General features: G+C 73.2%; 18 protein-coding genes. 14 read left to right on the plus strand and 4 right to left on the minus strand.

What is annotated here, in order from left to right; all coding sequences use genetic code 11:
- Nucleotides 1-292: 292 nt before the first annotated feature.
- Complete coding sequence (locus ACFT41_RS22520) at nt 293-898, minus strand: TetR/AcrR family transcriptional regulator (RefSeq protein WP_377588762.1); 606 nt, start codon at nt 896-898, stop codon at nt 293-295.
- A gap of 98 nt (nt 899-996) precedes the next feature.
- Here ACFT41_RS22520 and ACFT41_RS22525 point away from each other — a divergent pair, with 98 nt between their 5' ends.
- The 9 genes from ACFT41_RS22525 to ACFT41_RS22565 all read left to right on the plus strand — a co-directional run bounded on the left by ACFT41_RS22525 (nt 997) and on the right by ACFT41_RS22565 (nt 10,963).
- Complete coding sequence (locus ACFT41_RS22525; RefSeq protein WP_377588763.1) at nt 997-1,959, plus strand: hypothetical protein; 963 nt, start codon at nt 997-999, stop codon at nt 1,957-1,959.
- A 56-nt stretch (nt 1,960-2,015) separates the two neighbouring features.
- Nucleotides 2,016-2,357 (plus strand): hypothetical protein, encoded by a 342-nt coding sequence (locus tag ACFT41_RS22530; protein WP_377588764.1) that lies wholly within the window; start codon nt 2,016-2,018, stop codon nt 2,355-2,357.
- 275 nt (nt 2,358-2,632) lie between these two features.
- Nucleotides 2,633-3,703: a BMP family protein gene (locus ACFT41_RS22535; RefSeq protein ID WP_377588765.1), complete on the plus strand. Its 1,071-nt coding sequence runs from the start codon at nt 2,633-2,635 to the stop codon at nt 3,701-3,703.
- Nucleotides 3,704-3,962: 259 nt separating this feature from the next.
- The gene (locus ACFT41_RS22540) at nt 3,963-5,477 is read left to right on the plus strand and encodes an ABC transporter ATP-binding protein (protein WP_377613968.1); all 1,515 of its coding nucleotides are present in this window, start codon (nt 3,963-3,965) and stop codon (nt 5,475-5,477) included.
- Nucleotides 5,474-6,805 (plus strand): ABC transporter permease, encoded by a 1,332-nt coding sequence (locus ACFT41_RS22545; RefSeq protein WP_377588566.1) that lies wholly within the window; start codon nt 5,474-5,476, stop codon nt 6,803-6,805. The genes ACFT41_RS22540 and ACFT41_RS22545 overlap by 4 nt, the downstream gene beginning before the upstream one ends.
- Before the next feature lie 3 nt (nt 6,806-6,808).
- Nucleotides 6,809-8,089 (plus strand): ABC transporter permease, encoded by a 1,281-nt coding sequence (locus ACFT41_RS22550; protein ID WP_377588567.1) that lies wholly within the window; start codon nt 6,809-6,811, stop codon nt 8,087-8,089.
- A gap of 66 nt (nt 8,090-8,155) precedes the next feature.
- Nucleotides 8,156-8,863, plus strand: coding sequence for a cytidine deaminase (locus ACFT41_RS22555; RefSeq protein WP_377588568.1), 708 nt, complete (start codon nt 8,156-8,158; stop codon nt 8,861-8,863).
- Nucleotides 8,864-8,869: 6 nt separating this feature from the next.
- Entirely contained in the window at nt 8,870-10,150 is a 1,281-nt protein-coding gene (locus ACFT41_RS22560) for a thymidine phosphorylase (protein WP_377588569.1), read from the plus strand.
- Between the two features lie 132 nt (nt 10,151-10,282).
- On the plus strand, nt 10,283-10,963 hold the full coding sequence (locus ACFT41_RS22565) for a DUF4272 domain-containing protein (RefSeq protein ID WP_377588570.1): 681 nt from the start codon (nt 10,283-10,285) through the stop codon (nt 10,961-10,963).
- 15 nt (nt 10,964-10,978) lie between these two features.
- Here ACFT41_RS22565 and ACFT41_RS22570 read toward each other — a convergent pair whose 3' ends face one another.
- Complete coding sequence (locus ACFT41_RS22570) at nt 10,979-12,067, minus strand: putative RNA methyltransferase (protein WP_377588580.1); 1,089 nt, start codon at nt 12,065-12,067, stop codon at nt 10,979-10,981.
- A gap of 63 nt (nt 12,068-12,130) precedes the next feature.
- On the opposite strand from ACFT41_RS22570, the gene ACFT41_RS22575 reads away from it, so the two are divergent.
- Nucleotides 12,131-13,207: an adenosine deaminase gene (locus ACFT41_RS22575; RefSeq protein WP_377588571.1), complete on the plus strand. Its 1,077-nt coding sequence runs from the start codon at nt 12,131-12,133 to the stop codon at nt 13,205-13,207.
- Here ACFT41_RS22575 and ACFT41_RS22580 read toward each other — a convergent pair whose 3' ends face one another.
- Complete coding sequence (locus ACFT41_RS22580) at nt 13,208-13,546, minus strand: hypothetical protein (RefSeq protein ID WP_377588572.1); 339 nt, start codon at nt 13,544-13,546, stop codon at nt 13,208-13,210.
- Between the two features lie 460 nt (nt 13,547-14,006).
- Between ACFT41_RS22580 and ACFT41_RS22585 the strand changes: the two genes are divergently transcribed.
- From ACFT41_RS22585 to ACFT41_RS22600, 4 genes are all read left to right on the plus strand, one after another.
- Nucleotides 14,007-17,522: a nitrate- and nitrite sensing domain-containing protein gene (locus tag ACFT41_RS22585; protein WP_377588573.1), complete on the plus strand. Its 3,516-nt coding sequence runs from the start codon at nt 14,007-14,009 to the stop codon at nt 17,520-17,522.
- On the plus strand, nt 17,519-17,923 hold the full coding sequence (locus ACFT41_RS22590; RefSeq protein ID WP_013283992.1) for a roadblock/LC7 domain-containing protein: 405 nt from the start codon (nt 17,519-17,521) through the stop codon (nt 17,921-17,923). Before ACFT41_RS22585 ends, ACFT41_RS22590 begins: the two co-directional genes overlap by 4 nt.
- Nucleotides 17,924-18,023: 100 nt before the next feature.
- Nucleotides 18,024-18,398, plus strand: coding sequence for a DUF742 domain-containing protein (locus ACFT41_RS22595; RefSeq protein WP_007074525.1), 375 nt, complete (start codon nt 18,024-18,026; stop codon nt 18,396-18,398).
- 1 nt (nt 18,399) lies between these two features.
- Nucleotides 18,400-18,993, plus strand: a complete 594-nt coding sequence (locus ACFT41_RS22600) for an ATP/GTP-binding protein (RefSeq protein ID WP_007074526.1) — start codon at nt 18,400-18,402, stop codon at nt 18,991-18,993.
- 201 nt (nt 18,994-19,194) lie between these two features.
- On the opposite strand, the gene ACFT41_RS22605 is transcribed toward ACFT41_RS22600, so the two are convergent.
- Nucleotides 19,195-21,705, minus strand: coding sequence for a transposase (locus ACFT41_RS22605; protein ID WP_377588574.1), 2,511 nt, complete (start codon nt 21,703-21,705; stop codon nt 19,195-19,197).
- Between the last annotated feature and the right edge of the window lie 52 nt (nt 21,706-21,757).

The following is a 21,757-nucleotide window of genomic DNA, read 5'->3' on the forward strand; positions in this document are numbered from 1 at the left end:
AGGGCGTCTTTCGCCGGGTGGCCTGCCTTGCTGTGGCTCCTACGGAGCTGCCCCGTTTGTGCTACCGGCGCGTGCGGGGGTGTGGGGGTGTGGGGTGGGAGCGTGGACGGGGCAGCTCCGTAGGAGCCGAAGGGCATGTCGCCTGGGGCGGAGCCGACAGCATCGGTCAGGCCGTCGCAATCGGACTCCGGCGCGAGTCAGGGCTTCGGCAAGCCGCGACCCTGACGAGCCCCTGGGAAGGGCCCGCTATTGACACTCGGCGTGAGAGAGGTTCCCTTCTCTACCGAAAGCGTTAATAGGGGCCTTCCTTCTGCCGTAGGAGGGTGTGGACGCCGGCCAGGTAGGTGGCCCGGTCCGGGGCGCCGGTGAGCAGCTTCTGCGTGAAGTAGCCGGGGACCAGGCCGAACAGGGCCGCCCCGACGGCCTCCGGGTCGGCGTCGGGGGGTAGTTCGCCGGCGTCCCGGGCGCGCGCGGCGAGCGCCGCGAAGTGCCCGCGCAGCCGGTCGTACGTGGCCCGGACGAACTCGGCGAGGGCCGGGTCGCGCTGCGCCTCGCTCCACACCTGTAGGGCCAGGGGCAGGATGCCGTCGGGGCCGGCCTGCCCGTCGACGTAGGTGAGGGCACGGTCGAGCGCCTCGACCAGCGGCAGCGGCGGGTCGGCGGCGGTGAGCCCGGCGAAGACCTGGTCCGCGCCGCCGACCACGGACTGGGCGATCGCGGTGATCAGGTCGTTCTTGCTGGGGAAGTAGCGGTAGACCGCGCCGACCGACAGCCCGGCCTCGGCGATCACGTCCTGCATGGTGGTGCGGTGGAAGCCGTCGCGCAGGAAGCAGCGGCGGGCGGCGTCGAGGATCTGCTGGCGGCGGGCGGCGAGGTGTTCGTCGGAGACGCGTGGCACGCCTCTCAGTGTAAAACGAACGCTCGTTCTTGACGCCGTGACCGCCTCGGGCGCACTCTCATCCTTAAGAGAACGAACATTCGTTTTAAGGAGTGGAGATGGCCAGACTCCGGTCGCCGCTGCTGCTCGCCCTCGGCGTCGCCGCGCTCGCGGTGGTGGCGCAGGCGCTGCTCGTACCCCTGTTCGCGGCCCCGGCGACGCACCTCGCGCCGCGCGACCTGCCGGTCGCCGTCGCGGGCCCCGCGCCGGCCGCCGTCGACCTCGCCGGCCGGCTCGCCGCCACCGGCCCCGGCGCGTTCGCGGTGACCACGTTGCCCGACGCCGCAGCGGCAGACCGGGCGCTGCGAAACCGTGAGGTGTACGCCGCCTGGGTCGTCGGCCCCGGCGGCGTCTCCCTGCACACCGCCCCCGCCGCCAGCCCCACCGTCGCCGTCCTGCTCACCGAGGCGTCCGCGCGGCTCGCCGACGGCCGGCCGGTGCCGGTGACCGAGGTCGTGCCCGCCGACCCGGACGACCCGCGGGGCGCGGGGTTCGCCGCCGGGTTCCTGCCGCTCGCGCTGAGCGGCATGCTCGCCGGGGCGCTGCTGACCCTGCTGGTCCCCGGCCGGGCGGCGCGGCTCGCCGGCCTGGTCGGGTACGCGGTGCTGGCCGGCCTCGCCGGCGTGGCGGTGCTGCACGGCTGGCTCGGGGTCCTCGGCGGAGACCCGTGGGCCGAGGCGGCCGCGATCGGCCTGTTCGCGCTGGCCGCAGGCGGGGCGGTGGCCGGCCTCGGCGCGGTGCTCGGCCGCCCCGGCATCGGGCTCGGCGCGCTGCTGGTCTTCCTGGTCGGCAACCCGCTCTCGGCGGTCGGCGTAGCCCCGGAGCTGCTGCCCCAGCCGTGGGGGACGGTCGGGCAGTGGCTGCCGGTGGGTGCGGGCGGCACGCTGCTGCGCTCGGTCGCCTTCTTCGGCGGGGCCGGCTCCGGCCGGTCGCTCGCGGTGCTCGCCGGCTACGCCCTGACCGGCCTCGCCCTGGTGGCGGCGGCCCGCCGACGTGGCGCAGCCGCACCAGGAACTCCCTGACCCGCGCCCCGGCGGGCCCCTACTACAGGATGTCGTTGATGGGGGAGGATGGCCGGATGGAACCTCTTCGCCTGGTACTCCTCTACGTCCACCTGATCGGGTTCGCGCTGCTCCTCGGCGGCGCGATCGCCCAGTACGTCGGCGGTCGGCTGCGGATCAACGCGGCCATGCTCTGGGGGTCGGTCATCGGCCTGCTGACCGGAATCGGGCTGTCCGCCCCGTTGCGCGACGGCGACGAACCGGCCCCCGCCAAACTTGTTACCAAGTTGGTGCTCGCGCTGCTGATCTTTGTCATGGTCTTCTTCTCCCATAAGCGGGAGTCGGTCAACCGCGGCCACTTCCTCGCCATCGTCGGTTTGACCCTGGTCAACGCGGCGGTGGCGGTCTTCTGGCGGTAACGTCCTGGCCAGGGGAGAGACTGCGGGAACCGGACGTTCGTGACGCCCGACCGGTCCATTACCGGCACGAGAAGTGATGTGCCCCACCCAAGGGTTACGTAGGGGTAACAGGCACTCAACAGTCGTGCACGATTGTCGGCCGGTGGGTGGGCGCGGGCGTACGCTCCCGTCCGTAACGTGGGACGCCGGCGGCGACAAAGCAGGCCGGCTCAAGGGCTGCCACCGCGCAGAGCGGTGTGCAATGGGAAGGAGACGTCTTGCGCTCTGTGCGTGGGATGCGGATCGCCTCCGCCTTCGTGGCGGGTGGGCTCGTGCTGGGCGCCGCCGCGTGTGGCGAGGCCCCCAAGGACGACACCGGCACTGGTGACGCCGGCGCCAAGAAGTACAGCGCCTGCATGGTGACCGACGTCGGCGGCATCGACGACAAGTCGTTCAACACCTCCGCCTGGAAGGGCCTGCAGGAGGCCCAGAAGGCCAACAGCAACATCGACATCAAGTACGTCGCGTCGAAGGCCGAGGCGGACTACGAGGTCAACCTGACCCAGTTCGTCAACCAGAAGTGCGACTTCATCCTGGCCGTCGGTGGCCTGATGAGCGACGCGACCTCGAAGATCGCGAAGGCGAACCCCAACCAGCAGTTCGGGATCGTCGACTCGAAGCTGCCGGAGACGAACGTCTACCCGATGCAGTTCGACACCGCGCAGGCCGCGTTCCAGGCCGGCTACCTGGCCGCCGGGATGAGCAAGACCGGCAAGGTCGGCACCTACGGCGGCCTGCCGATCCCGCCCGTGACGATCTTCATGGACGGCTTCGTCGACGGCGTGGCGTACTACAACAAGACCAAGAGCAAGAACGTCCAGGTCCTGGGCTGGGACAAGGCCACCCAGAAGGGCTCCTTCACCAACGACTTCGTCAAGCAGGACGAGGGCAAGAAGGTCTCCGACACCCTGGTCGCCCAGAACGCCGACATCATCATGCCGGTCGCCGGCGGCGCGGGCCTCGGCACCACCGCGGCGGCGCAGGCCTCCGGCGGCAAGTACTCGGTCATCTGGGTCGACGCCGACGGCTGTGAGAGCACCCCGAACTGCCCGGCGCTGCTGACCACCGTGGTCAAGAACATCGCCGACGCCGTCAAGGACGCCGTGGTCAAGGCCGCCGGCGGGGAGAAGCTCCAGGCCGAGCCGGGCTTCGTAGGCACGCTCGCCAACAACGGCGTGTCGATCGCCCCGTACCACGAGTTCGACAGCAAGGTCCCGGCGGACCTGAAGGCCGAGGTCGAGAAGATCAAGGCCGACATCGCCGCCGGCACCATCACGGTCACCTCGAAGGCCCAGCCGGCCAAGTGACCGCCCGCCACCCCGCCGCGATCCCGGCGGCGGGGCCGGCGGACCCCTGGCACGACGACCGGCCGCCTCGACGTACGCGGGCACACCACCCGCGTGGTCGGGGCGGCCGGTCCGCACCACCCGACGCCCGGGCGGACCCGGTGACCGACGGCTCGGCAGCGGCTACGCTGCACCATCGCTCGCACTCCAGGAGGTTGCGCTGAGACTCGAACTGCGCGGCATCACCAAGCGGTTCGGTGAGCTGGTCGCCAACGACCACATCGACCTGACGGTGGAGCCTGGAGAGATCCACGCCCTGCTCGGCGAGAACGGCGCCGGCAAGTCGACCCTGATGAACGTGCTCTACGGGCTCTACCAGCCCGACGAGGGCGAGATCCTGGTCGACGGCGCGCCGCTGAAGCTGAAGGGCCCGTCCGACGCGATCGCGGCCGGGATCGGCATGGTGCACCAGCACTTCATGCTGGTGCCGGTCTTCACCGTGGCCGAGAACGTCATGCTCGGCGCCGAGCAGGTCAAGGGCGGCCTCGCCGGGTTCCTCGACCGGCGGCGGGCCCGGCGCGAGGTCGCCGAGGTCTCGCAGCGCTACCACCTGCGCGTCGACCCGGACGCGGTGATCGAGGACCTGCCGGTCGGCATCCAGCAGCGGGTGGAGATCGTCAAGGCCCTCACCCGGGACGTCGACCTGCTGATCCTCGACGAGCCGACCGCCGTGCTCACCCCGCAGGAGACCGAGGAACTGCTCACGGTCATGCGGTCGCTCAAGGCCGCCGGCAAGTCGATCGTCTTCATCACCCACAAGCTCGGCGAGGTCAAGGCCATCGCCGACCGGATCACCGTGATCCGGCGCGGGAAGACCGTCGGCACCGCCTCGCCGAGCGCCAGCCGGGACGAGCTGGCCGCCCTGATGGTGGGCCGCAGCGTCCGGCTGACCGTGGACAAGCAGCCCGCCACCCCCGGCAGGCCGATCCTGGAGGTCGCCGGCCTGGTCGTCGACGACGACCGGCAGATCCGCGCGGTCGACGGGGTCGACCTGACCGTGCACGCGGGCGAGGTGCTCGGCGTGGCCGGCGTGCAGGGCAACGGGCAGACCGAGCTGATCGAGGCGATCATGGGACTGCGGCCCGTCCTCGCCGGCACGGTCACCCTCGACGGCAAGCACGTGCACGGCTGGTCGACGAAGAAGGTGCTGCGCGCCGGGGTCGGTTACGTCCCCGAGGACCGCAGCGTCGACGGCCTGGTCAAGGAGTTCAGCGTCGCCGAGAACCTGGTGCTGGACATCTACGACCGGCCGCCCTTCGGCCGGGGCCTGTCCCTGCAACCCGACGCCATCGCGTCCTCGGCGCGGGAACGGATCGAGCAGTTCGACGTCCGTACCCCCTCGGCGGACGCGCCGGTCGGCACCCTCTCCGGCGGCAACCAGCAGAAGGTGATCGTGGCGCGGGAGCTGTCCCGGCCGCTGAAGCTCTTCATCGCCGCCCAGCCGACCCGCGGCGTCGACGTCGGCTCCATCGAGTTCATCCACTCCCGGGTGATCCGGGAACGGGACGTGGGCACCGCCGTCCTGGTCGTCTCCAGCGAGCTGGACGAGGTGATCGGCCTGGCCGACCGGATCGCGGTCATGTACCGCGGCCGGGTCATCGGCATCGTCGGCCCGGACACCCCCCGCGAGGTGATCGGCCTGCTGATGGCCGGCATCACCCCCGACGCGGCGACCCCGGAAGCCGACACGGCGACCCCGGCCCCCGACGGCCCCGGTAGCGAGGACGAGGCATGAGCAACCCCAACCCGGTGTCGGGCTCGCCCGACAAGGAGCCGGCGACCGAGGCGCAGGCCGCGCAGGTGGCGGTCGGCGGCGTCGACCGCGCCGCGACGGCGACCACGCCGAAGCCGCAGCCGGAACCGGACCGGCCTTCCCTGGGCCGGCTGTTCCTGGACAACCTGTGGGCGGCCAACACGGTGACCGTCACGGTGCTCGCGGTGCTGCTGGCGATGCTCGTCGGCGCCGTGCTGATCATCGTCTCGGACCCGGACGTGCTGGCCACCTACGGCTACGTGACCGCCCGCCCGTCCGACGCGCTGAACGCCAGCTGGACGGTGGTCAGCGAGGCGTACGCGAACCTGTTCAAGGGTGCGATCTTCGACCCGGAGGCGGCCGGCTTCACCGCCGCGCTCAGCCCGATCTCGGAGACGCTCACCTACACGGCCCCGCTGGTGTTCACCGGCCTGTCGGTGGCGCTCGCCTTCCGCGGCGGCCTGTTCAACATCGGCGCGCAGGGCCAGGCCACGATCGGCGTCATCCTCGCCGCGCTGGCCGGCTTCCTGCTGCCGCTGCCCCCGGTGCTGCACCTGCTCGTCGCCGTGATCGCCGGCGCGGCCGGCGGTGCGCTGTGGGGGTTCATCCCGGGCATCCTCAAGGCGCGCACCGGCGCCCACGAGGTGATCAACACGATCATGCTCAACTACGTCGCGGTGTACTTCCTGTCCTGGATCATCATCCAGAGCGGCGTGCAGAACCCGGACCGGGCCGACGCCATCAGCCGGCCCGTCGACTCCTCCGCCCAGCTGCCCCGGCTGCTCGGCGACAACCTGCGGGTGCACGCCGGCATCCTGCTCGCCGTCCTGGCCACCTGGTTCGTCGCCTGGCTGCTCAACCGCTCCACGTTCGGCTTCGAGCTGCGCGCGGTCGGCGCCAACCCCGACGCGGCCCGCACCGCCGGCATCAGCGTCCCCCGCACGTACGTGCTGATGATGGCCATCGCCGGCCTGCTCGCCGGCCTCGGCGGCAGTCAGATGGTGCTCGGCTCCACGGCGAACGCGCTCACCCCGCTGGTGGTCGCGCAGATCGGGTTCGACGGCATCCTGGTGGCCCTGCTGGGTCGGGTGAAGCCGTGGGGCGTGCTGCTGGCCGCGCTGCTGTTCGGCGCGCTTCAGGCCGGCGGCAACCGGATGCAGGGGTACGCGGGCATCTCGCTGGAGCTGGTCACCGTGCTCCAGGCGCTGATCGTCATCTTCATCGCCGCGCCGGCCCTGGTGAAGGCGATCTTCCAGCTCCGGGCCGCCCGCGCCGCCCGGTTGCAGACGAGCCTGGCGAAGGGCTGGTAAGGCATGAAGACCCTGGCTGTCCAGGATGTCGCGGTGGCCCCGGTCGACGAGGGCTTCTGGACCCGTACCCGCAAGATCGGCGCAGTGCTGCTGGCGCTCGGGGTCGTCTCGACGGTGGTCTTCGGGGCCCTCGCCACCGACCGGCAGGCCCGCTTCACCCTCAGTGAGACCGACGGCGGCGCGGCGCTGGAGATCAACGGCACGGTCGGCGCGATCCTGTTCGGCGTCGTCGCCGCCGCGGCCGGCGTGGCCCTGCTCGCCGGGGTGCGCAAGCGCTGGCTCACCACGCTGCTCGGGGTCGGGATCGTCGCCTTCGTGCTGTCGTTCCTGTGCTGGCAGGTCTCGGCCGCCCCCGAGGGGCGCAACTTTATGCCGATGGTCAACATGGTGCGCGGCACCTTCATCCTGGCCCTGCCGCTGATCTTCGGCGCCCTCGCCGGGGTGCTCTGCGAGCGGTCCGGCGTGGTCAACGTCGCCATCGAGGGCCAGCTGCTGATGGGGGCGTTCAGCGGCGCCCTGTTCGGCAGCCTCTCCGGCAGTGTGTGGGTGGGGCTGGTCGCCGCCGCGATCGGCGGCGCGTTCATCTCGCTGCTGCTCGCCGTGTTCGCCATCCGCTACCTGGTCGACCAGGTCGTCATGGGCATCGTGCTGAACCTGCTGGCCGTCGGCGTCACCGGCTTCCTCTACGAGCGGCTGATGCAGACCGACGCGCAGAAGTACAACTTCGCCCCCCGGTTCGGTGCCTGGGAGATCCCGCTGCTCTCCGACATCCCGGTGCTCGGGCCGGCGCTGTTCCGCAGCAACCTCTTCCTCTACGTCGGCCTGCTGCTGGTGCTGGTCATCCACATCGCGTTGTTCCGGACCCGGTGGGGCCTGCGTACGCGGGCCGTCGGCGAGCACCCGACCGCCGCCGACACCCTCGGCGTGAAGGTGCTGCGGGTGCGCTACCGCAACGTGCTGCTGGCCGGGGTGGTCGCCGGGATCGGCGGGGCGTCGTACACGCTCGCGCTCTACTCGTTCACCAAGAACATGATCGGCGGCAAGGGCTTCATCGCCCTCGCCGCACTGATCTTCGGCCGGTGGAGCCCGACCGGCGCCCTGCTCGCGGCGCTCTTCTTCGGCTTCGCCGACCAGTTGGGCACGTACCTCGGCGCGATCGGCAGCAGCATCCCGAGCCAGTTCCTGGCGATGCTGCCGTACCTCGCGACCATGCTGGCCGTGGCCGGGCTCGTCGGCCGGGTCCGGGCGCCGGCCGCCGACGGCAAGCCGTACATCAAGGGCTGACGCCGACACCCCCGTCCGGCGGCACCCTTGGCGGGCCGACCGGCGTGAATTGGGCAGAATGGTGAAATGACCGAGATCGACTGGGAGCGCCTGCGGGCCGCCGCCACCGAGGTGATGAGGCACGCGTACGTGCCGTACTCGAAGTTCCCCGTCGGGGCCGCCGCCCTCGTCGACGACGGCCGGATCGTGGTCGGCTGCAACGTGGAGAACGCCGCGTACGGGGTGGTGCTCTGCGCCGAGTGCGGGGTCGTCTCCTCGCTGCACGCCACCGGCGGCGGCCGGATCGTCGCCCTGTCCTGCGTCGACGCCACCGGCGAGCCGCTGATGCCGTGCGGCCGGTGCCGGCAACTGCTCTGGGAGCAGGGCGGCCCGACCTGCCTGATCGAGGCCAAGGGCGGCCCGCTGACCATGGCCGAGCTGCTGCCGCACGCGTTCGACGTGGCCGACCTGGAGGCGGTGACCGGCGAACGGCCGGTGCCCGTGGTGCCGGACCGGCTGGCCGCCTGGCGGGGGCGGGGCACCGTCTTCGTGCACGCAGACCTGTCGGCGGGGCAGCAGGTGTGGACGGCGTACTGGGAGCGGTCGGCCGGGGACACCGAGGGCGCCGAGACCGGCGTGCTGGAGGAGGGCCCGAGCTGGGACGAGGCGGCCGAGGCGGTCGCCTGGGGGCTCGCCCGCACCCCGCGCGTCGTGGTGGTGGACGCGACCGGCACCATCTTCTGGGCCGGCGAGGGGGAGCCGCCGCAGGAGATCCCGATTCGGTGGGGTGGTTGAGAACTGATGAGTGCCTTCACGGCGGTGGACGTCATCCGCGCCAAGCGGGACGGCGGCGTGCTGGGCGACGCCCAGATCGACTGGGTCGTCGACGCGTACACGAAGGGTCTGGTCGCCGACGAGCAGATGTCGGCGTTGGCCATGGCGATCCTGCTGCGCGGGATGACCGCGCCGGAGATCGCCCGGTGGACGGCCGCGATGATCGCCAGCGGCGAGCGGCTGGACCTCTCCGCCGTCGACCGGCCGACCGTCGACAAGCACTCCACCGGCGGCGTCGGTGACAAGATCACCCTTCCGCTGACCCCGCTGGTCGCGGCCTGCGGCGGCGCGGTGCCGCAGCTGTCCGGGCGCGGGCTCGGCCACACCGGCGGCACGCTGGACAAGCTGGAGTCGATCCCGGGCTGGCGGGCCGCGCTGACCAACGACGAGTTCATCCGCCAGCTCCGCGAGGTGGGCGCGGTGATCTGCGCGGCGGGCGCCGGCCTCGCCCCGGCCGACCGCAAGCTGTACGCGCTGCGCGACGTCACCGGCACCGTGGAGGCGATCCCCCTGATCGCCAGCTCCATCATGAGCAAGAAGATCGCCGAGGGCACCGGCGCGCTGGTGCTCGACGTGAAGGTCGGCTCGGGGGCGTTCATGAAGTCCGTCGACGACGCCCGCGAGCTGGCCCGCACGATGGTCGACCTCGGCGGCGTGCACGGCGTGCGGACGGTCGCCCTGCTCACCGACATGTCCACCCCGCTCGGGCTGGCCGTCGGCAACGCCGTCGAGGTCACCGAGTCGGTCGAGGTGCTGGCCGGTGGCGGGCCCGCCGACGTGGTGGAGCTGACCCTGGCCCTGGCCCGGGAGATGCTCGCCGCGGCAGGGCTGCCCGACGCCGACCCCGGGGCGGCGCTGCGCGACGGCCGCGCGATGGACGCCTGGCGGGCGATGATCCGCGCCCAGGGCGGCGACCCGGACGCACCCATGCCCACCGCACCCGAGGTGGAGGTGGTCCGCGCCGACTCCGACGGCTTCGTGGCGTCGGTCGACGCGTACGCGATCGGGGTGGCCGCCTGGCGGCTCGGCGCGGGCCGGGCCCGCAAGGAGGACCCGGTGAGCGTCCCGTCGGGGGTGGTGCTGCACAAGCGCCCCGGCGACCCCGTACGGGCCGGCGAGCCGCTGTACGAGCTGCGCGCCGAACACGCGACCCGGATCCCGGCGGCGCTGGCCGAGGCGGCCCGGGCGGTACGGATCTCGCCGACCGCCCCGGCCCCGAAGCCTCTGGTCATCGAGCGGATCGGCTGACCCGCCCCCGCGCCCGGCCCCCGCGCCCGCGCTGCCTCCGGGTGCCGTGGTGCCGACCGCCGCGAACCGCTATTCTCCCAGGCCAGGGGGACGACCGGCGGTGAGCCGATGCGACTGACAGGGGTCTGAGCCGTGCGCGTACCCGCTCCCGACCCGCGCGAGGTCCGTGACGCCAGCCTGGACGAGCTGTCCCGGCTGGGGCTGCCGCTGCCACCGGAGCAGTTCCCGCTGGTGTGGGAGCCGGGCGACGAGATCGAGCTGCGGCCGACCGTCGAGATCGAGGCGCGCATCGCCGTGCTGCACGTGATCCTGGCCCGGTGCTTCGGCATGCCCGCGCAGGCGGCGATGAGCTGGCTGCTCAACTCCCACCTGGTCGACATGGTCACCCCGCCGGAATGGCAGTTCGTGATGGGGGGCCGGGGCGACCACCGGTCGTTCGTGCTGCACCACGACGCGCTGTTCTCGCTGGCCTGGGTGCTCGGCCTGACCAAGCAGCTCGATCCGACGCTGCCGGTCGACGAACGGCTGGTGGAGCGGCTGCCGCACATCGCGGGCGGGGAGACCTTCGCACGCTGGCGCTCCCGTATCCTGGCCGCGCCCCAGCACCCGGCCGACGCGGCGGCCCTGCTCGACCTGCACTACTGCCTCGACTGGGCGTACCTGGAGCTGGAGCGGGACGGGCGGTCGCGGCCCGGCCTGGTCGACGCCAACGCGATCGGTCAGCGCCGGTGGGCGCTGGAGTGGGCCGTGGTCCTGCGCGGGCCTTACCACGACGAACCGCCGGGCTGGGAAGAGGTCGACCTGTCCACCTGACCGGCGGGCCCTGGGTCAGCGGGGGCGGTAGACGCCGAGCCGGACCGCGAGGGTCACCCCGACCGGCTCGGGCAGGGCGGCGATCCGGGCGGCGAGGACGGCCGGGTCCGTGTGCCGGGCGCTGGGCCCCATCCCGACCAGGATGGCCACCTCCCCAGCGGTGAGTTCCAGCCGGGCCCGCAGCACGCTCTCGGCGGCCTGGTCGAAGTGGCCGGCCAGGCTCCCGGCGACCCGGTCGGCCTTGTCCGGGTCGACCTTCAGCAGGCCGAGCGCGTCGACCAGTTCGGCGAGGTGGTCCTCGGCCGGGGTGACCACGAGCAGCGCGCCGGCCGGGTGGAGCACCCGGCGGAACTCCGCGCCGTTGCGCGGGGCGAAGACGTCGAGCAGCACGGCGACGCTGCCGTCGGCCAGCGGGAGCCGCCGCCAGGTGTCGGCGAGCGCCGCCGCCGCGCGCGGGTGGGCCCGCGCCGCCCGGCGCAGCGCCGGCTTGGAGACGTCCAGGGCCAGGCCCACGGCGTCGGGCAGCGCCGCCAGCACTGCGGCGAGGTGCCGGCCCGTGCCCGCTCCGGCGTCCACCACCAGCGGGTACGCCCCGACGCCCGTCCCGCATGTGGGGCCCGCTCCCTCCGTCGGCCCGGCGGCTGGTGGGCGGGCGGCTGGTGGGCGGGCGGGCGTGTCCGGTCCGCCGGGCTCCGGGCGCGGACGACTGACTGCTTGCGTCCCCTTTGCTCTGCACCCACATACGCAGCGCTCACTGTCCGTCACCGTTGCGCCCGTGGGTGCAGAGCAAAGGGCCTGCGGGGCGGGGGTGGGGGCGCCAGCCGCCGACGCGTCGTGCAGTGCGGCGAGCGCGGCGGCGGCGAGCGCGGCGGAGACGGTGTCGTAGTGCCCGGCGGCGAGGAAGTCGGTCCGGGCGGCCACCATCTCGGCGGTGTCGCCCGCGTGCGGGGCCCGGCCGGCGAGCAGGTCGACGTACCCCTGGCGGGCCACGTCGAAGCTGTGCCGGCGCGGACAGCGCAGCGCCCGGGCGGTCCCGGTGGCGGCCTCGGTGAGCGGTTCCGCGCAGACCGGGCAGCGCAGCCGGCCGACGATGCGGGGGTCCATCACCGCGCCATCCTCCCAGCCGGTCGCGTCGGCGGCCCGTCCGGTGGCCACTAGGGTCTCAGCATGGTCGCAATCTCATACGAGGACATCGTCAAGGTTCCCAAGGCGCTGCTGCACGACCACCTCGACGGCGGCCTGCGGCCGGCGACGATCGTCGAGCTGGCCGCCGAGGTCGGCCACGAGCTGCCCACCACCGACCCGGAGGCGCTCGGCCGCTGGTTCGTCGCTGCGGCGGACTCCGGCTCGCTGGAGCGCTACCTGGAGACGTTCGCCCACACCGTGGCCGTCATGCAGACCGCGACCGCGCTGCGTCGGGTGGCCCGGGAGTGCGCCCTGGACCTGGCCGCCGACGGAGTCGTCTACGCGGAGGTGCGGTTCGCCCCCGAGCAGCACCTGGAGCGGGACCTGACCCTGGACGAGGTGGTCGAGGCGGTGGTCGCCGGGTTCGCCGAGGGCGCTGCGCTCGCCGCCGACGCCGGCCGCCCGATCCGCGTGGGCACCCTGCTCACCGCCATGCGGCACGCCGCCCGGTCGCAGGAGATCGCCGAGCTGGCCGTACGGCACCGTGACGCCGGGGTGGTGGGCTTCGACATCGCCGGGGCGGAGGCGGGCTTCCCGCCCACCCGGCACCTGGACGCCTTCGAATACCTCCAGCGGGAGAACTTCCACTTCACCATCCACGCGGGCGAGGCGTTCGGGCTGCCGTCGATCTGGCAGGCCATCCAGTGGTGCGGCGCGGACCGCCTCGGTCACGGGGTGCGGATCGTCGACGACATCACCCTCGGTGACCCGCCGGTGCTCGGCCGGCTGGCCGCGTACGTGCGGGACAAGCGGATCCCGCTGGAGCTGTGCCCGTCGTCGAACGTGCAGACCGGCGCGGCGGCGTCGATCGCCGAGCACCCGATCGGGCTGCTGCGCGACCTGCGGTTCCGGGTCACGGTGAACACCGACAACCGGCTGATGAGCGGCACCTCGATGTCGCGGGAGATGGCGCTGCTGGTGGAGGCCTTCGGCTACGGCTGGAAGGAACTCCAGTGGTTCACCATCAACGCGATGAAGAGCGCGTTCATCCCGTTCGACGAGCGGCTGGCCATCATCGACGAGGTGATCAAGCCGGCGTACGGGAAGTTGCTGGGCTGATCAGGGATGGTGCGGGTGGCCAGCGAGCAGGTCGGCCACCCGGCGCAGCACCTCGCGGGCCGGGGCCGGCCGGGCACCGAGCCCCGCCTGGCGGCGCAGCACCGCCGGCTCCGCGCGCAACAGGGCCAGCCCGCGCCGCAGCAGCACCCGGGGGGCCTTGCGCTGCTCGGCCAGGTCGCGGGTGAGTCGCCGGAGGAAGGTGGTGCCACGCGGGCGGCGCAGCGCGTACGCCCCGGCGAGCAGCCCTCGCCGCCGGCATTCCTCGACGATCTCGGCGGCGAATATCCCTTCAGCGACGAAAAGTGGCGATTCGGCCACCTCGAATGTCCGGGTGGCCACTTGCCGGTCCGCGCCGATCGCATAAACCGGCACTTCGGCCTTGCCGTCGCGCGCCAGTCGGGCAATCGTTTCCACGGCCGCCCCGGCGTCCCACGAGCGGGGTGAGTCCCAGTCCACAAGGCTGTTGTGGCGCGGCAACGTAGGGTCATCACCGTCCTTGTAGAAGTCGTCCAGGCAGAGGACGGGAAGTCCGGTTCGCTGGGCTATGTACGACTTTCCGGAGCCAGAGGGGCCGGCGAGAAGGATGACGCGGTGGGGGTGGTTCATTACTCTCAGTCACTCCGGCCAGACGGATTGCGAGCAAATTGCATCAACATCTCATCACACCTCCGGCGACGGCCAGCCTGGGCTTTCTCTTTGGAACACGGCGTGATGGAATCTCGGAGGTCCGACCCGCCGGGTCGGTCGCTGGGCGTTGCCCGGGGCAACGCGCGGACGCTGTGATCGCGAGGGCGGTGACGTGAGCAAACGACCGAAGACGGCAGGTTCCTTCCTGTCGCGACTGCGTCGGCCGGCCGGCCGGCTCCGCGACATGCCGATCTGGTCCAAGCTCGGTCTCATCATGATCGTGCCGACCATCGCCACGGTCGTCGTCGGCACCAGTGGCCTCGTCGACAACCTGGAGACGCTGAACAACGCCAACCGCTCCGGCGACCTGGCCAACCTGGTGGGCTACTCGGGCGACCTGGTCAACAGCCTGCAGGACGAGCGCACCTCCGCGGTGCTGCTGCTCGGCGCGAGCGGCGACCAGGCCAAGGCGCAGTACCAGGAGGCGTACAACCGGGTCAACAACCGGGTCGACCAGGCCAAGGCGCCGTACCTGGGGCAGCGGGCCAAGGTCGAGGACCTGCCGACCAGCCTGGAGAACCTCCTCGACGGCATCGACCAGAACCTGAAGGACCTGCCCGGCACCCGCAGCCAGGTCTTCAACGGCAAGCTGAAGATCATCGACGCCATGCAGGCGTACGAGGGTCTGATCAACGACCTGCTCTCCATCCGCGACTCCGCCACCCAGCTCGCCGGTGACAACGACCTGAGCGACCGGATGCGCGCCGCGGCTGCCGTCGCCCGGGAGAAGGAATACCTCTCGGTCCGCCGGGTCGTGGTGCACCGGGCGCTCATCCAGCGTGAGCTGACCCCCATCCTGCGCACCGACTACATCGCCAGCGGCACCGGCCAGCAGCAGGCGCTGCAGAGCTTCAAGGCGGTGGCCAGCCAGGCCGAGGCGGACCTGCACGACCAGACCGTCGCCGGTGGCGACCGGCGCGAGGCGCAGAACTACACCGGCTGGCTCGACGGCAACATCAACGGCAGCATGGCCGACGCCCCGTTCGGGCCGGACCAGTGGGACGCGGCCATGGTCGCCAACGCCAAGCTGATCCGTACGGTCGAGGCGACGCTGGACGGCGACGTGGTCAAGCAGGCCGACGCGCTTCGCTCCGACGTGCAGCGCACGGTGTTCCTCCAGACCGGCCTGCTGCTCGGCATGCTGCTGCTGGCCATCCTGTTCGCGTACCTGGTCGCCCGGTCGATGGCCCGCTCGCTGCGCGAACTGCGGCAGGGCGCGCTCAACATCGCCCAGTACGGCCTGCCCCAGGCTGTCGCCCGGCTGCGCGACCCGCAGCTGTCCAGCCAGCTCTCCCCGGTCCAGGCGGCCAACCAGATCGCCGAGCCGCTGCCGGTGCGCAGCAAGGACGAGTTCGGTCAGGTGACCGAGGCGTTCAACGCGGTCCACCTTGAGGCCGTGCGGACGGCGGCCGAGCAGGCCGCGCTGCGCGCCTCCGTCGCGACCATGTTCGTCAACCTGGCCCGCCGCTCGCAGATCCTGGTCGACCGGCTGATCGGCCATCTCGACCGGCTGGAACGCGGCGAGGAGGACCCGGACCGGCTGGCCGAGCTGTTCCAGCTCGACCACCTGGCGACCCGGATGCGCCGCAACGACGAGAACCTGCTGGTGCTCGCCGGCGCCGACTCCACCCGCGTGCAGCGCGAGCCGGCGGCGCTGATCGACGTGCTGCGGGCCGCCCAGTCCGAGGTCGAGCACTACACCCGCATCGAGTTCGGGGTGATCGACCGGGACATCGAGGTCGCCGCGCACGCGGTCAACGACCTGGTCCACCTGGTCGCCGAGCTGTTCGACAACGCGACCGCCTTCTCGCCGCCCGACTCCCAGGTGATGGTGGAGGCCCGCCGGGTCGGCGACCGTGCCAGCCTCTACGTCGAGGACCGGGGCATCGGCATCAGCGTCGAGCAGCTCCACGAGCTCAACGAGCGTCTCGCCACGCCGCCGCAGGTGGACGTGGCCGTCTCCCGGATGATGGGTCTGGTCGTGGTCGCCCGGCTGGCCTCCCGGCACGGGGTCAAGGTCGAGTTGCGCCCCGGGACCGACCGGGGCACCGTCGCCGACGTGACCCTGCCCACCACCGTACTGGTGCCCCGTGCGCTCTCCGGCCGGGTGCAGCAGCCCGGCGCGCTGCCGGCCCCGCCCGCGCAGCTCACCGGCGCGCAGTCGGGCGGGGCCACCCCGACCCTGGGTGCATTCGCGGCCTTCGGCAACGGCCCTGCGGCGCCCGCGCCCCACCAGCGGCCGGGGCACTCGGGCAATCAGGTCACCCTGGGCGGCCGGTCCTTCGACCCGGCCTCGCGCAACGGCCACGGCACGCCCGCGTCGACCGGTCCCACACGCTCGATGCCGGCCTGGTCGGACCTGACCGGTGCCGGTGGTGCCGCGGGCGGTGCCCCCGCCCCCCGCCCCTCGAACGGCCAGCAGATCGACCCGCTGCCGCAACGGCGGGCTGCCGGCGACGGCGACCCCGCCAGCAGCGGCCAGCAACCGGCCATCCCCCGGCAGCTGCCGAGCAGCCCGGAGGCCCGGGGCTGGACCCCGCCGCCGGTCTCCGCGCCGCCGGTGCCGCCGGTCTCCGCGCCCCCGATTCCGCCGGTCTCGGCACCGCCCGTCTCCGCCTTCCCGGTGTCGGGTCAGCCCGTCTCGGCCGCCCCGGTCTCCGGTCAGCCGGCCGGTACACCCGTCTCCGGTCAGCCGTACTCGGCGCAGCCGCTGCCCAGCCGGCCGGTCCCGTCGGCCCAGGCGCCAGTTGCGCCGCCGGCCTGGCCGCCGGTGGCCGCCCCGGAGCCGGCCACCCCGCCGGTGCCGGAGCGCCTCGCCGCCGCCCTGGACATGACCACGGAGCTGCCCCGGGTGCCGCGCACCGAGGTGCCGAGCGTGCCGGCCGTCCAGCCGGCCTCTGCGCCGACCGTACGGCCGACGCCCCCACAGGCGCAGAACCGACAGCAGCGGTACGCGGACGAGACGATGGAGCTGCCGATCTTCCGGGAGCTCGAGTCGGCCTGGTTCCGCACCCGCCGTTCGGGTCCGGAGGAGACGGCGGGACCCACCCAGCCCGCAGCGACCAACGGCACCGCAAGCTCGGCGAACGGCGCCGTGACCCAGCAGTTCTCCGCGGTCGACGCCACCGGCCGGGCCGTCCAGACACCAGCACCCCGGACGACAGGTAACGCACCGATGGCAGACACCCCGATGGCCGGAGGAGTGCCGCGCGACAACGGATCGCCGACCAACGGCGGCGGCCGCCCGGGTCCCGCCGATGGCTTCGCCGGCCGGCGGCCCACGTCGCAGGGTAACGCCTGGCAGACGGCTGCGGACGACGGCTGGCGGGCCGCCTCGGCGGCCACCGAGGTCCCGGTGGCGGAGACCACCCGAAAGGGCCTGCCGAAGCGGGTGCCGATGGCCCAGCTCGTGCCCGGCGGGGTGGAGAAGCCCACCACGTCGGTCCAGCGCCGAACGCCGGAGGGCGTCCGCGGTCTGCTCTCGGCATACCATCGAGGCGTGCAGCGTGGGCGCACCCAGCCCGACGGCAACCCGACCAACCCGGAGGCAGCTCCGGGTGGGCAGCAATCCTCGCAGTCTGGCTCAGGCCCGGTGGCCGGGAGCGGGCAGAAGGAGCAACAAGGATGACAACTACGCAGGATCTCGGTTGGCTGCTCGCCAACTTCGCCGACCGGGTGCCCGGTGTCGCGCACGCGGTCGCCGTCTCCGCGGACGGCCTGCTCCTCGCGTCGTCACGAGACCTTCCGCGTGACCGGGCCGACCAGCTCGCCGCGATCGCGTCCGGCCTGGTCAGCCTGACGCAGGGGGCGGCTCGCTGCTTCGAGGGCGGCGCGGTGCTGCAGACGGTGGTCGAGATGGACAACGGCTTCCTGTTCCTGATGTCCATCTCGGACGGCTCGTCCTTCGCCGTGCTCGCCGCCCGCAGCTGCGACGTCGGGCAGGTCGGATACGAGATGGCCCTTCTGGTCGACCGGGTGGGCGACGCGTTGACCCCGCAGCCGCGTACGGCTGTGGGCATGATGGGCTGACCCGCGCGCTGGCCGGTGGGTCAGGCGGGACGGCAAGGACAGAAGCGACGGGTTCCACCGGGTCCAGCCGGTGTCGGGGACGAAGGAGGTGAGCGGCGACATGGATCGTGACGAACCGACCGGAGCGTTGGTCCGTCCGTACGCCGTGACCCGCGGTCGTACCCGCCCCCGGCTGGACATCGCGTTGGAGGCGCTCGTCGAGACGACGGTGCGTGGTCGGGCCGCTGCCAGTTCCAATGGCGGCCAGGGCCGAGAGCACCAGTACATCGCCGCGCTGTGTGACGGACGCGTGCAGTCGCTTGCCGAGATCGCGGCGCGGATGCAGCTCCCGCTCGGCGTGGCTAGGGTGCTCATCGCCGACATGGCGACGGACGGCCTGGTCGCGGTCCACGAGCCGACCATTTTGGACGACTCCGACGACGCGGTGGGCACTGAACTGCTGGAGAGGGTGCTGAGTGGACTTCGCAGGCTCTGACATGTCGCACCGCCCGCCCGTCCCGAGCGGGCGCGTGACGTCGGCGAAGATCGTTATCGCCGGTGGTTTCGGCGTCGGCAAGACGACGCTGGTCGGCTCGGTCTCGGAGATCACGCCGCTGACCACCGAGGCGATCATGACCTCCGCCGGCGTGGGCGTCGACGACACCCGGCAGGTGCCGGGCAAGACGACGACCACGGTGGCGATGGACTTCGGCCGTATCTCGATCGACCGGGACCTGATCCTGTATCTGTTCGGCACCCCCGGCCAGACCCGGTTCTGGTTCATGTGGGACGAGCTGGTCCGGGGCGCCATCGGCGCTGTGGTCCTGGTCGACACCCGCCGGCTGGCCGACTGCTTCGCGGCCATCGACTTCTTCGAGCACCGACGGCTGCCGTACCTGGTGGCCATCAACTGCTTCGACGGGATGCAGTACCACGACCCGCAGGACGTTCGGGACGCGCTCGCGATCTCGCACGACGTGCCGGTGGTGGCCTGCGACGCCCGTAACCGGGAGTCGACGAAGCATGTGCTGATCTCGCTGGTCGAGTATGTGCTAACGATGCGTCGCTCGCGCGCGGTCGCGCCGGCCTGATCGACGACGCGCGCCCGACGATCGGCACTCCGCCGGGTCGTCGGGCGCGTCCGGCTGTCCGGGGCCGACCAGCGATCGGTAGCCGTCGGCGTCGTCCGTCGGGTCGGGCGGGCGGCGCCGCTGCGCGCGCATGCCGGAACGCTCCGGCGGCTGCAACGAAGGAAGAGCCGGGGCGGCGGTGCCGCCACCCCGGCAGGGCGGTCAGGAGCGGTAGCCGGCGGACCGGTACTCGTATTCCCGGTCGTCGTCGCGGTCGCCGGTGTCCCGCGTGAAGTCCCAGCCACCGGCCGCCTCACGGCCCGGTCGACCGCCGACGGCGAAGCCGCCGATCTCCTGCCCGCGACGCCAGCCCCGGAAGTAGCCGGTGGTGTTCTCGGCGAGGCTGGCCGCGTCGCGGACTATCCGCAGGGGACGTTCCTCCCGCAGGGGCGAGCCGGGAACCAGGTTGGCCTGCGGCACCCGCTTGGGCAGCCCGGCCTTGGTCTCGGCACCCACCGCCGGGCGTGCGGCCTGCTCGGCGGCCTGCCACCCGGTGTCGGCGGTGCTCGACCAGTCCAGCTCGGCCTCGTCGGCGTGCCCGACGAACCAGGCCGACTTGGCGGCGGCGAAGATCAGCAGGTCGCCGTCCCCCTCGTCGGCCATCGGCGGGGTACGCCGCTCCATCGGCGCGGACCGCGCCGGCTGGGGCGGGGCCGGCCGCTGCTCCATGGCGGGCCGGTGCTCCATCGGGACCCGCTGTCCGAGTGGGGACCGGTGCTCCATGGCGGGCCGCTCGGGGCGGTGCTCCATGGCGGGCCGCTCGGGGCGGTGCTCCGGGGCGGGACGGTCGGCGCGGGCCGCCTCGCTGCGGTCGACCAACCGCAGCGGCGGGGGCTCCAGGCGCGGGTCTGCGGCCGGGCTCGACCCCTCCCGCAGCGCCCGGTCGGCCAGCGGTGGCGGCTCGACCAGCCGCAGCATCGGCGGCTCCTGGGGCAGGTCGTCGGCGAGCCACGGCGGGGTGACCCGGCCCTCGGTCGCCGGGACCACCTCGGTCGGCGCGTCGACCTGCCGCTTCGCCCGCTCCTCGAAGGGGCGCACGACCGGGTTGTTCGGGGAGCTGTCGGCGGGGTCCTCGGGGTTGTTGACCAGCGGCCAGTTCGCCCGGGAACCGGGGGGAGCGGACTCCTGGCCGGGGCGCGGGGCCGGCACCGGGACGCTCAGGTCGGTGGCGCTGAAGCCGCCGGTGGGCGGCGGCGTGGACTCGCCCGTCGTCTTGGGACGGGGCGGGATGATGGTGCGCTGCCGCTCCGCCCGCGCGTTCTGGATCGCGGCCGTGGTCAGCGTGGGCCGGAACGGCTCACCGGCCTCGGCCGGAGGCACGGACCCGCGCTCGCGCTGGCTCGGCGCGATGGGGGTGATCCCCGGCGGCGGAGGCGGCGGCGCGGAGACCGGCCGGTTGGTCGGACCGTCCACCAGGCGGCGCGGCTCGGGTGAGGACGCGGGCGGTCCGTCCGTCAGGCGGCGCGGCTCGGGCGACGGTGCGTCAGTCAGGCGGCGCAGCTCGGGTGATGGCTGGCCGGAGACGGGCGGGGTGGCCGAGGCGGCCGGGGCGATCGGGCGCGGGGCGACCGGCGGCGGGGCGACGGGCTCCGGCGCGATCGGCGGCGGGCCGAGTGGGCGGGGCTGGGCGGGCAGGCCGCCGCCAGGGAGCGGCTCGGGACGGCTGCGCCTTCCGGCGACCGGCTCGGGTTCGGCGGTCCGCAGCCCGCGCAGGCCGGCGCCGGGAAGCTCGGCGATCGGCTCGTCCCGGCGTGCGGCAGCCCGGCGGCCCGACGCCGGAGCGGGGGTGGTGACCCGGGCATCGAGCGCACTGACCAGTGCCTCGCAGCCCGCGTCGCACGCCCGCACCGAGGCCACCGCCTGGCGGACGGTCTCCGCCACGGCGGAGGTGAGCGCCCGACTGACCGCCGCGCGGCGGGGGGTCTCGGCGATGGCGACCCGCAGCGCGGTCACCGCATCGTTGATCTTGCCCTCGTTGGCCACCCCGTCGGCCGCGAGGTGGGCGGCGATGGCGTCCGCCGCTACCGACACCTCTCGGCCCCGGGCAATCGTCCCGCCCAGCATGCCGGGCTCGGGCAGGGCGTCCAGCACGGCCAGGGCGACCGGCTCGGCTGGGTCCGGGTATGCGCGCAGGGCGGCCGGGTAGAGCTCGCGCAGCACCTCGCGCAGCGCCACGGCGGCGGAGTGCCGGCCGCTGGCGAGCGCGGCGTGCGCCGCGAGGACCTGCTTGTAGCCGGCGAGGTCCCGGGGCGCCGGGAGGGTGACGGCTGACAACGCGCCGGCCTGGAGGGCCCGGGCCAGCCCGACCGCCCGCCGCTCGACCGGCGGGGACTGCATCTCCTCCAGCGAGTCGTCGTCGGCGAACCGCTCGGCGAAGTCGTCGACCGAGTCGTCGTCCGCGATGGCCAGCGGACGCCCGGCGGCACTCAGCAGCGAGGTGACCGTGTGGTCGTCGCTGTCGGCGGCGATCGCGGCCCCGCTCGGCCCGCCCGACCGCTCCACGAGAAGCGCGACCAGCTGGGCGTAGCCGGCCGGGCCGTCGCCGATCTCGCAGACATGGAGCAGCCGACCTGCGTCGTCGACCACAGCGGACGTCAGCGTCGAACCGGCCGAGGCCGGTCGGTCGGCCGGATCCGCCGAGGCCAGACCGCAGTACACGCGCACGAGCGCCACGGCGTCGTCCTCCTCCCGGGACTGAGGTCTTTCTCTGCCAGAGACTGATGCT

Origin of the sequence: Micromonospora sp. NPDC057141, assembly GCF_042670805.1 — a bacterium.
Taxonomy (GTDB): Bacteria; Actinomycetota; Actinomycetes; order Mycobacteriales; family Micromonosporaceae; genus Micromonospora.

Excerpts from the sequence above, each read along its gene's own strand:
- ACFT41_RS22530 (WP_377588764.1), top strand. The coding sequence starts at position 2,016 with ATGGAACCTCTTCGCCTGGTACTCCTCTACGTCCACCTGATCGGGTTC.
- ACFT41_RS22555 (WP_377588568.1), top strand. The coding sequence starts at position 8,156 with ATGACCGAGATCGACTGGGAGCGCCTGCGGGCCGCCGCCACCGAGGTG.
- ACFT41_RS22595 (WP_007074525.1), top strand. The coding sequence starts at position 18,024 with ATGGATCGTGACGAACCGACCGGAGCGTTGGTCCGTCCGTACGCCGTG.
- ACFT41_RS22575 (WP_377588571.1), top strand. The coding sequence starts at position 12,131 with ATGGTCGCAATCTCATACGAGGACATCGTCAAGGTTCCCAAGGCGCTG.
- ACFT41_RS22550 (WP_377588567.1), top strand. The coding sequence starts at position 6,809 with ATGAAGACCCTGGCTGTCCAGGATGTCGCGGTGGCCCCGGTCGACGAG.
- ACFT41_RS22590 (WP_013283992.1), top strand. The coding sequence starts at position 17,519 with ATGACAACTACGCAGGATCTCGGTTGGCTGCTCGCCAACTTCGCCGAC.
- ACFT41_RS22560 (WP_377588569.1), top strand. The coding sequence starts at position 8,870 with ATGAGTGCCTTCACGGCGGTGGACGTCATCCGCGCCAAGCGGGACGGC.
- ACFT41_RS22570 (WP_377588580.1), bottom strand. The coding sequence starts at position 12,067 with ATGGACCCCCGCATCGTCGGCCGGCTGCGCTGCCCGGTCTGCGCGGAA.
- ACFT41_RS22525 (WP_377588763.1), top strand. The coding sequence starts at position 997 with ATGGCCAGACTCCGGTCGCCGCTGCTGCTCGCCCTCGGCGTCGCCGCG.
- ACFT41_RS22545 (WP_377588566.1), top strand. The coding sequence starts at position 5,474 with ATGAGCAACCCCAACCCGGTGTCGGGCTCGCCCGACAAGGAGCCGGCG.
- ACFT41_RS22600 (WP_007074526.1), top strand. The coding sequence starts at position 18,400 with ATGTCGCACCGCCCGCCCGTCCCGAGCGGGCGCGTGACGTCGGCGAAG.
- ACFT41_RS22535 (WP_377588765.1), top strand. The coding sequence starts at position 2,633 with ATGCGGATCGCCTCCGCCTTCGTGGCGGGTGGGCTCGTGCTGGGCGCC.